Annotated in this window: 8 protein-coding genes and 1 pseudogene; 4 read left to right on the top strand and 5 right to left on the bottom strand. The window is 58.0% G+C overall.

Annotated elements, in window-relative coordinates:
- The first annotated feature begins 18 nt into the window (after positions 1-18).
- On the top strand, positions 19-645 hold the full coding sequence (locus ACFE0K_RS04615) for an AAA family ATPase (protein ID WP_434534947.1): 627 nt from the start codon (positions 19-21) through the stop codon (positions 643-645).
- 16 nt (positions 646-661) lie between these two features.
- Positions 662-2,011, top strand: coding sequence for a vWA domain-containing protein (locus ACFE0K_RS04610; protein ID WP_434534946.1), 1,350 nt, complete (start codon positions 662-664; stop codon positions 2,009-2,011).
- Positions 2,012-2,195: 184 nt separating this feature from the next.
- On the opposite strand, the gene ACFE0K_RS04605 is transcribed toward ACFE0K_RS04610, so the two are convergent.
- The gene (locus ACFE0K_RS04605) at positions 2,196-4,616 is read right to left on the bottom strand and encodes a 7TM diverse intracellular signaling domain-containing protein (RefSeq protein ID WP_434534945.1); all 2,421 of its coding nucleotides are present in this window, start codon (positions 4,614-4,616) and stop codon (positions 2,196-2,198) included.
- 137 nt (positions 4,617-4,753) lie between these two features.
- Here ACFE0K_RS04605 and ACFE0K_RS04600 point away from each other — a divergent pair, with 137 nt between their 5' ends.
- Positions 4,754-5,305 carry a porin family protein gene (locus tag ACFE0K_RS04600; RefSeq protein ID WP_434534944.1) on the top strand — a complete coding sequence of 184 codons (552 nt, stop codon included), beginning with the start codon at positions 4,754-4,756 and terminating at the stop codon, positions 5,303-5,305.
- A 21-nt stretch (positions 5,306-5,326) separates the two neighbouring features.
- On the opposite strand, the gene ACFE0K_RS04595 is transcribed toward ACFE0K_RS04600, so the two are convergent.
- Positions 5,327-6,658, bottom strand: coding sequence for an ABC1 kinase family protein (locus tag ACFE0K_RS04595; RefSeq protein WP_434534943.1), 1,332 nt, complete (start codon positions 6,656-6,658; stop codon positions 5,327-5,329).
- Between the two features lie 218 nt (positions 6,659-6,876).
- Positions 6,877-7,305 carry a hypothetical protein gene (locus tag ACFE0K_RS04590; RefSeq protein WP_434534942.1) on the bottom strand — a complete coding sequence of 143 codons (429 nt, stop codon included), beginning with the start codon at positions 7,303-7,305 and terminating at the stop codon, positions 6,877-6,879.
- Between the two features lie 254 nt (positions 7,306-7,559).
- Between ACFE0K_RS04590 and ACFE0K_RS04585 the strand changes: the two genes are divergently transcribed.
- Complete coding sequence (locus ACFE0K_RS04585; RefSeq protein ID WP_434534941.1) at positions 7,560-7,940, top strand: hypothetical protein; 381 nt, start codon at positions 7,560-7,562, stop codon at positions 7,938-7,940.
- 89 nt (positions 7,941-8,029) lie between these two features.
- On the opposite strand, the gene ACFE0K_RS04580 is transcribed toward ACFE0K_RS04585, so the two are convergent.
- Positions 8,030-8,218 carry a hypothetical protein gene (locus tag ACFE0K_RS04580; protein ID WP_434534940.1) on the bottom strand — a complete coding sequence of 63 codons (189 nt, stop codon included), beginning with the start codon at positions 8,216-8,218 and terminating at the stop codon, positions 8,030-8,032.
- 252 nt (positions 8,219-8,470) lie between these two features.
- Positions 8,471-8,658: pseudogene (locus ACFE0K_RS04575) on the bottom strand (SDR family oxidoreductase); the annotation flags it as partial.

The following is an 8,658-nucleotide window of genomic DNA, read 5'->3' as shown; positions in this document are numbered from 1 at the left end:
CGTGACAAGTAGGGCGGCATGCTGGCGGCCACCGACAGTCTGGAAGCGAGCATGGAGCTGTTGGGTTATCGGGGCGAAGCGTTCTACAGCGATACCTTTCTGGAACCGCGCCCCCTGTTGCATGCCCTGCGCAGTGACGAGCCGGCGGTGCTGCTGATCGACGAAATCGACAAGGCGGACCAGGAATTCGAAGCCTTCCTGCTTGAGCTGCTGTCCGACTTCCAGATTTCCATCCCCGAACTGGGGACCGTGAAAGCCAAGCACCAGCCCCTGGTGCTACTCACCAGTAACGACCAGCGGGAGCTGTCCGATGCGCTAAAGCGTCGCTGTCTGCATCTCTATATTCCCTACCCGGCGGCGGAACTGGAAGCGCAGATCGTGGCCACCCGGGTGCCGGATCTGGATGCTCGCCTGCGCGAACAGCTGGTGGCGTTTATTCAGCATCTTCGCGAACAGGACATGAAAAAGTTGCCGGCCATCTCTGAAACTCTGGATTGGGCCCGGGCGCTGGTGCTGCTGCACGCGGACAGCCTGGAGCATGCCCAGGTGGCCGATACCCTCAATCTGGTGCTGAAGACCGAGCAGGATGTGACGTTGGCCCGTGAGTTGTTGCCCGCCTGGCTGCGCAAGCTCGGTAAGCGCTAGGGGGCAGGAACCGCTGATGCCAACTCGTCGCTTATCCGAATTTGTCCAGGCCCTGCGCGGGGCCGGCTTGCGGATTTCTCCGGATGAAGCCAGCCAGGCCATGGATGCGGCGGCGTTGGTGGGCTATGCCCGGCGTCAACGTTTTCACGATGCGCTGGCCGTTACCCTGGTCAAACAGCAACAGGACAGGCCCGCTTTCGAGGAAACCTTTGCCCGTTTCTTCGCGGCCGAGGATTTCCGTGTCGACCCGGCCGATGATATGGAGCCGGCGATGCCGGCGCCCACCGCCGACCCGGCTTCCGCGCAGACCCCTGAGGAGCAACAGGCGGAAGCCCTGCTGGCCAGCACCCCTGAGCAGTTGCAGCAAAGGATGGCGGAAGCCGCTGCGGAGATGGATTTTACGCAGATGGAAGTGATTACCCAGCAGGGTCTTTATTCCCGCCGTTTGCTGATGAACATGGGGATGGGGGCGGTGGATGATCGGGTGTTGCAGCTGGATCAGGGTAGCCCGCGTCAGCAGGCCCGGGCGGAGCAGTTGCGGCAGTGGCGGGCCCGGGTCCGTGAGCAGGCGGCCGGCCAGGTGCGGCGCCAGTTTCTGTTGCACGGTGTCGGCAAGGGCCGGGCCCTGCGTGAGCAGACCCTCCGGGCGGTGCCATTTCGTGATCTGCGTGAGTTTCGTGACGTGCAGGCACTGGTGCGCAAAATGGCTCGCCGACTGGCCAGCCTGCATCAGCGGCGCACGAAAACCAGCCGGCGGGGAATGCTGGATGCTCGTCGTACCATGGTGGCGAGCATCCGCCATGACGGCGTACCGGCCAAGCTGTTCTGGCGCCGTCGACCGCCTCGCAAGACGCGGGTGATGGTGATCTGTGATGTGTCCAGTTCGGTGAGCGATGCCGCCCGTTTTCTGTTGCAGTTTCTCTACGCCATGAACGATGTGTTGCCACGGGTGCGCAGCTTTGCCTTTGCGTCGCGCTTTGACGAAATCACCGAGGACTTTTCCCGTTATTCCCCCGAGGTGGCGGTGGGGCAGGTGCTGGATCGCCTGTCTGGTAGTGGCACTGATTATGCGGAGATGTTCCGGGCCTTTCAGGCGTGCTGCGAAAGGGAATTGGATGCTCACACCACGGTGATCATTCTCGGCGATGCCCGTAACAATTATCTGCCCGATGGTGCCGAAACGCTGCAGGCCATCCGCCGCCGGGTCAAACAGGTCTGGTGGCTGAACCCGGAATCCCGGGGTCGCTGGAACAGCGGCGATGCGGTGATGGATCGCTACTTGCCTCACTGCCGCCTGGCCCGCCAGTGTGCCACCCTCAACGATCTGGAACGGGTGGTGGACAGTTTGCTGGGGGCGCTGGAGTAAGCGCGTTTTCACCACAGAGGGCACTGAGGACACTGAGTTAAACCCATTTACGCTGCTGGTGCGGGTGGAGTAATTCGCATGCATTACTCATTGCACCCTGCACCCATGAACCTGCATGCGGGTTTGTCTTTACTCAGTGAACTCTGTGCCCTCTGTGGTAAAAAAAGATGTTGTAGAGCGCGCCTCAGGCACTATTGCGTGAGCCTTTGCCCGGATCGCGCAGCACCTGTTTCAGGGTCGCCAACAGGCGTGCCTTGTTGATGGGCTTGGCCAGGTGAGCCACCATGCCGGCGTCGTGGCAGGCGTGGATCTTGTCCGGTACCGCATGGGCGGTCAGCGCTACAATCGGAATCCAGGGCAGGCGACCTTCCTGTTGCAGCTTGATAATCGAGCGGGACGTTTCGAAACCATCCATGTCCGGCATTTCGCAGTCCATCAGAATCAGATCAAACGACTGCTGGGTGGACATCAGCACGGCAATGGCCTCCATGCCGCTTTCCGCCACTTCCGTTTCATAACCCAGTTTCTGGCATAGCCCTTCGGCCACCATCAAATTGATATGGTTGTCATCCACGATCAGCAGTCGGCCGCCGGAGAGGTTGGGCAAATCGCTGTCCTCGCTTTGCGGCAGGTAGCCAGTATCGTTGTGAGTGCCGGGCAGCGGCAGGCGAAACCAGAACCGTGAGCCTTCATTCTGCCGGCTGAAGACGCCGATTTCGCCGCCCATGATTTCCACCAGTTGTCGGCAAATTGCCAATCCCAGGCCGGTACCGCCGTAGCGTCGACTGGTGGAACTGTCGCCCTGATGGAAATGATCAAACAGGTGCTTGAGTTGCTCCGGGGCAATGCCGATGCCGGAGTCCGAGACTTCGAAGTAGACATAGTCCGGGTTGTGTTCATCCCGATCGGCTTTCACCGTGATGATGCCATTGCTGGTGAACTTCACCGCGTTGCCAATCAGGTTAACCAGAATCTGTCGTAATCGCACCGGATCGCCCAGGCAGCGCTCCCCCAGATGGTGGTCAAGCTCGGTTAACAGTGTATTGGAATGCACGTGGGCTTTGTGCTGAAACAGGGCGAGGGATTCGCTAATCAGATCAGCCAGACTGAAACTGGTGTGTTCAATGGGCATCTTGCCCGCTTCGATGCGTGAATAGTCGAGAATGTCGTTGATCAGATTGAGCAGGCTGTTGCCGGATTGCTCAATCACATTGAGGTTATGCTGCTGGTCTTCATCCAGCGGGGTGCCCTTGAGCATGTCCACGGTGCCGATGATGCCATTCAGCGGGGTGCGAATCTCGTGGCTCATTACCGCCAGGAATTCGCTGCGTGCACTCAGTGCGCTGTTCAGTTCCCGGGTGCGTTCATCCACGCGTTGTTCCAGCACTTCGTTGGCTTCGCGCTGAATGCGGGCATTCTCACTCTTTAATACCGTCATCCTGTGGGCCAGCGCGAAGGACAGCAGTACGGCTTCAGTGAAGGTGCCCAGTTGCATGGCATTTTCCAGTAGCCAGCCCCCTTCCATCAGCTGAAAGGTTTTCAGTACGTAGAGTACTGTGGCGGTTGCCACGGCGGTGAAGGCGAGCAGGAAATAACGTGCCGGGCTATAGCCCTTGAAGATCAGCCACAGGGACAGGGCGATGGCCACGAAAGGCCAGGGCATGACCACGGCGGTGGTGGCTTGAATGGAAAAATGAAAGTTGAGGAACGTCAGCGGCGTGGCGACCAGCAGAGCCATAGCGCTGATCAACAACAGGCGGTGAATGCGCGGCGCCCGTTTCTTCAGCTCCAGAAACTGGCTGGCAAACAGCATGGAAAACGCCAGTGTCATCAGATTCAGCACCGGCAGGGAGTAGTGGTTCCACAGGGTGGCGTCGGGCCACAGCCACTGGTAGCTCAACCCTTCCCGGGTAAACAGGTTGAGACCGAAAGTGCCCAGGTAAAGTACATAAAGCAGATAGCTGGGATCGCGGATGGACAGGAAGATCAGCAGATTGAACAGGCACATGGCGACGATGGCGCCAAAATAGAGGCCGTAGAAAAGCGAAAGCCGGTTGTCATGTGCGTTGAAGGCTGATGGTGTCATCAGGGTGGCGGGCAGCTCGATCACGTTATTGCCCTGGGCGCGCAGCAGCAGGTAATGCTCGCTGTTCGTGGCCAGTGTCAGCGGTGTCACCAGGTGGTAGTGGGACAGTTCTCGACTGTGGAAGGGAACCCGGTCACCCATGCGGGTGTGCTTGATTTGGTTGCCGTCCTTGTCAAAGACGTAGACGTCCAGGTAATCCAGATGGGGGCGCCCCACACGCAAAAACCAGTAGGGCAGCGTGCTGTTGTTTTCCACAGAGATGAGGAACCACTGGAACCCGTCGCGAAAACCCAGAGAAGGATATGGCGTGTTCAGTTGCTGCCCTTGGCCGGCGAGCAGGGCCTGTAATGCCAGGGTCGGGCTGAGGGTGTGATTTTTATCTGTTAGCCATTGCATGCCGGCCGCAGCGTCGTAGCTATCGCGGTCATCCGCCAGAGTAAGGGCGTGACTGTTCAGAGATAAAAAAAATGCGCAGATAAACGCGGCCAGTCGCCCTGCGAAGACGGTTCCCTTTGTCATTCCCGATCCTGTTGTCGCTGTTATCTGGATGCGGCATGTCTTGTTTTAGACGCATTTTACAGAATTTACCGGATTACCCGGAACCGTGCGTCGGACAGCGTCTCGAAAATAGTGATTAAACGGAAAAGGAGAGCTGTATGAAAGTGATGATGCGTAATGTTCTGGTGGCGTCTTGTTCCCTGATCGCCGCCTCGGGTGCTTTTGCGGCTGGCCCCTACATTGGTGGTAACTACAGCCAGATCCAGTATGACAACGAGGAAATAGACAGCGATACCCTGAAAATTGATGCGGCCACGATTCGTGCCGGTTTCGAGTTAACCGATTTCCTGGCGCTGGAGGCACGGGGCGGCATGGGGTTCGACAAGGATTCCCGTGGCATTGTCGATTTCGAGATGGATCACCTTTACGGCGGCTACGCGAAACTGGGTGTGCCGGTGGGTGAAACCCTGCGCCCCTATGTGATCGGTGGCTACAGCAAGGTCAAGGGTGAAGTTTCCGCCAGCGGTTCGGTGGCGGGAGTGAGCTATTCCTTCAGTGACACGGAGACCTTTGAGGATGAATCCTGGGGTGCCGGGCTCGATTTCAACCTGACCGATACCCTGGGTGCCAATCTGGAATACATGCGTTATGTCGACACCGATGAGGAAGAAATTTCCGGTGTCAGCGTCGGGCTGCGTTCCGCATTTTAATGTGGAGCCGGACGCCGGATGTCAGTTGTCCGGCGTCACTTCCAATGCCCTTTCCAGGTTAGGCCGGAACGCGGTATTGACGCCCAGTTTCATCATCGTCCAGTAGTGGCCGCTGACTACTCGCTCAATCAGCAGGCTGCGTGAGGACGGCTGGAATTTGAGCATCTGTTCCAGGGGCGTGCGTTTTACCTGGCGGAGGATGTCGGTGTGCAGTTCCGAGCGGCCAAAATCGTAGGGCTTGTCATCGAAGGCGCGGAGCAACAAGGCAATCCAGGTGGCATAGAATTGGCCATTGACCTGGGTATCTTTCTTGCGAGCGCCCAGTTGCAGCAGCAGGGTATCCAGATGTTCCCATTGCTGATTCAGCGCGCTACGGACGATGCTTCGCAGCAAGTCTGCATCCTGGGGCGGCAATCGTTTTACCGCACCGAAATCGTAGATCACGATGGTGCCGTCCGGACGAAAGGCAAAGTTGCCCGGGTGCGGATCGCAATGAACCGCTCGTAACTGGAAAATCTGCTGACCCAGTGCATCGAAAAGGCGCTCGCCAAGCAGGTTGCGGGTGCTTTGATCAAAGCCGTGGTCGTCATCCACCTGATCCAGTGCAATGCCGCTTTCGTGGCTCAGGGTCAGCACCTTTTCGCTGGACAGGTCGTCGAAAACCCGCGGGATGACCAGCCAGGGCTGGTCTTTATGGAACTCCCGGAAATGCTGCAGGTTGCCGGCTTCCTGACAGTAGTCCAGCTCCTCGTGGAGCTGGTTGCGGATTTCCCGAAACACCGCATCCAGCGCCGCCTCGTCCACCTTCAGCAGGCTGCCCAGGCGCAGAATGCGACGCAGGTGTTTCATATCGGAATCAATGGATTCTTTCACCGCAGGGTACTGGACCTTGACCACTACATTGTCGCCGTCATGGGTGGTGGCGCGATGCACTTGGCCAATGGACGCGGCGGCGAACGGCGTTTCCTCAAAGTCAGCAAACAGTGAGTCCAGGGTGCCTCCCAGCTCCCGCTCCAGTTGGCGGCGGATCACATGGAAAGGCATGGGGGCTGAGGCGTTCTGCAGTACCTTGAGTTGATCGCTGATTTCCTTGGGCAGAATGTCCTGCATCTGTGAGGCGATTTGCCCGACCTTCATCACCGCGCCTTTCATCTCCCCTAACGTGGCAGCCACTTCGCGACCAATGTGCTGGAGCAGTTTTTCCCGGTCTGCGGCCTTGGCCTCGTCTGACTGGAACCACCCTTTGACCTGATGACCGGCCACCCGGGAGGCAATGGAGGTAGTCATGCCGGTCAGCCGGAACAGGCGGCCGGTGGCAGTGGTGGGGCGCTTGCGACGACGGTCGTCAGCCATGGAGTCCTCGGGGTAACGCTATGGGATAGTCATTCTCGGCACGTGGTGACCGAGCCAGCAGGTGCTATCAGACTCTAGCGCTTGTCCGGCGGGGTGTACATGGTGGGATGAAGCCATAAAGCGGAGGGTGACAGATGGCTTTTTGCTAAACAGCAGGCAAAAGAAAGGGGCCCAAATCAGGCCCCAAAGGAGAGTACAACAGAATCAGGGAAACAGAATCAGCTACGTTTTTCCCCGGCAGAAACCAGTTCGTTGAACAGTTTCTCGCCTTCTTCACGTGCGGAGGCAACGGCGCCCAGGCCGGCCAGCACGAATTCGTTAGTTTCTTCAGCTTTCTCGCCGCGCTCTTTCTTGCCGGCTTCTACCAGCTTCTCGTACAGGGCCTGACGCTTTTCCGGAGCGGTGTCCAGCAGCTGACGGGCAGCCAGCAGGGCGCCACGGCTGGCCAGCAGGGCCTTGGGCTTGCCGTCGGCGTCTTCACCAAAGGCTTCGGTGCCTGCTTCAACATACTTGTTCAGCAGCTCTTCAGAGCCTTCTTCAGCCTTGTCGTAAGCGCCCAGGCCGGCCAGGTACAGTTTGTTGCCCAGTTCTTTGGCACGGTTTACCAGAGATTCGCTTTGTTCGCGCAGATCTTTCAGCTCGCCCATGATCATGATTCCTTTACGTTGTCCGGTGTAAAAAAGAATTTGTTGCAGCGGCTAAGTACGCTGCGTGGGACAAAGAGTAAGGATTCAGAGGAGAAAGAGGCCGGCTAACTGTCCAACAATTGGACATGTGCGGAGAGGGAAGGAAACTTCAGGATGTGATATCCATCAAAGTCAGTACGCCAAACTCCGCATGGTCGTGCTTTATTCTCATGCGTACACTGGCTAAAAAGACTGTACCGGCTAGAGAGAACATAATGATAGAAAAATTCATCGCCAAAGTGCCCTCGCGGATCTGGGCTGATGGTCGACCGGCTCGTGCCCGCCAGTGGGAAGCGGAATTCAACGTGGCCTCCTGGGTCCGTATTGCCGGGGCCGCAGGCAAGGTGCAGTTGGTGGTCCGTTACATGGACAGCAAGGGCGACCGGGCTGTGCTGGTGGATACTGCTGACGTTGGAGGCGAAGGTAGCGCCCTGCTGTCCGGGAGCATTCGCCTGAAGCTGACCGCGGATGTGGAGCAGGTACAGATCTCCCTGCGGCTCAGTGAGCCGGCTATGACCCATGTGGTGGAAGAACTGTTCATGCAGCGTCGTGGCGCAGCACTGAAATCGTCCGACAAGCTGATTTCCAACTACTGATCAGACAGGAAGAGGGATAAGTTGGCTGCCCCGGCCCGATTGCCGTGGCGGCCTTGTGGTGTGTTGGTTGCGGCCAAAAAATAAACGCGTCAGCCCTGACGGCTGACGCGCTGCGGAAAATCCAGCCTGCCCTCCAGGTCGTCCTGTTCCGGGGACGCCGTGCCGTCACGGTTCACCAGAGACTCCGGCAAGCTCTGAAAATCCAGACCGGTGAGCCGGTTCAGGTTTTCCAGGGCCGCTGTCGGGCGCAGTTTTCGTAATGTCAGAATCTTGCTCATGGCATGTTCTCTCTCGCTTGCGTTTAACAAAGCGAGAACCGTGCCAGTGTTGTGAAAATATTTTTATTGTTTTTGCTCAATGGGTTACGGTGACAATGTGAAAAAAGTCACGGTGAAATGGGCGGAGCCTGGCAGCAAGTGACAATTTTGGTAACCCTTTGAAGCGAGAGGCGAGTACCGAGTGATGCGTTGCGAAAACCGCCCTCGTGTCTGCCTTTCGAAACTCGGTACTCGTAACTCGCGACTAGTGCCTTAATCCAGAAAGAAATCCGGCAATAGCTTGTCATCGTCCAGATCCGGATCTACCCGATAGCCGCTGAGATCGCTGATGCCGGCATCGCGCAATACGTCCTCATCAATAAAGAAGTGCCCGCTAGCGGCGTCCACCGGTCGGGTGAGGAGCGTCCAGGCCGCATCGGCCATGATCGATGGCTGTCGGG

Origin of the sequence: Alcanivorax sp. (genome assembly GCF_051117345.1) — a bacterium.
In the GTDB taxonomy this organism is placed as follows: Bacteria; Pseudomonadota; Gammaproteobacteria; order Pseudomonadales; family Alcanivoracaceae; genus Alcanivorax.
Note: the sequence above shows the minus strand (reverse complement) of the source record. Positions and strands in the feature narration are given on the sequence as shown.

What these genes read in the sequence shown, in the direction of transcription:
- ACFE0K_RS04615 (WP_434534947.1), top strand. Translation starts at nt 19, where the DNA reads ATGCTGGCGGCCACCGACAGTCTGGAAGCGAGCATGGAGCTGTTGGGT.
- ACFE0K_RS04610 (WP_434534946.1), top strand. Translation starts at nt 662, where the DNA reads ATGCCAACTCGTCGCTTATCCGAATTTGTCCAGGCCCTGCGCGGGGCC.
- ACFE0K_RS04605 (WP_434534945.1), bottom strand. Translation starts at nt 4,616, where the DNA reads ATGACAAAGGGAACCGTCTTCGCAGGGCGACTGGCCGCGTTTATCTGC.
- ACFE0K_RS04600 (WP_434534944.1), top strand. Translation starts at nt 4,754, where the DNA reads ATGAAAGTGATGATGCGTAATGTTCTGGTGGCGTCTTGTTCCCTGATC.
- ACFE0K_RS04595 (WP_434534943.1), bottom strand. Translation starts at nt 6,658, where the DNA reads ATGGCTGACGACCGTCGTCGCAAGCGCCCCACCACTGCCACCGGCCGC.
- ACFE0K_RS04590 (WP_434534942.1), bottom strand. Translation starts at nt 7,305, where the DNA reads ATGGGCGAGCTGAAAGATCTGCGCGAACAAAGCGAATCTCTGGTAAAC.
- ACFE0K_RS04585 (WP_434534941.1), top strand. Translation starts at nt 7,560, where the DNA reads ATGATAGAAAAATTCATCGCCAAAGTGCCCTCGCGGATCTGGGCTGAT.
- ACFE0K_RS04580 (WP_434534940.1), bottom strand. Translation starts at nt 8,218, where the DNA reads ATGAGCAAGATTCTGACATTACGAAAACTGCGCCCGACAGCGGCCCTG.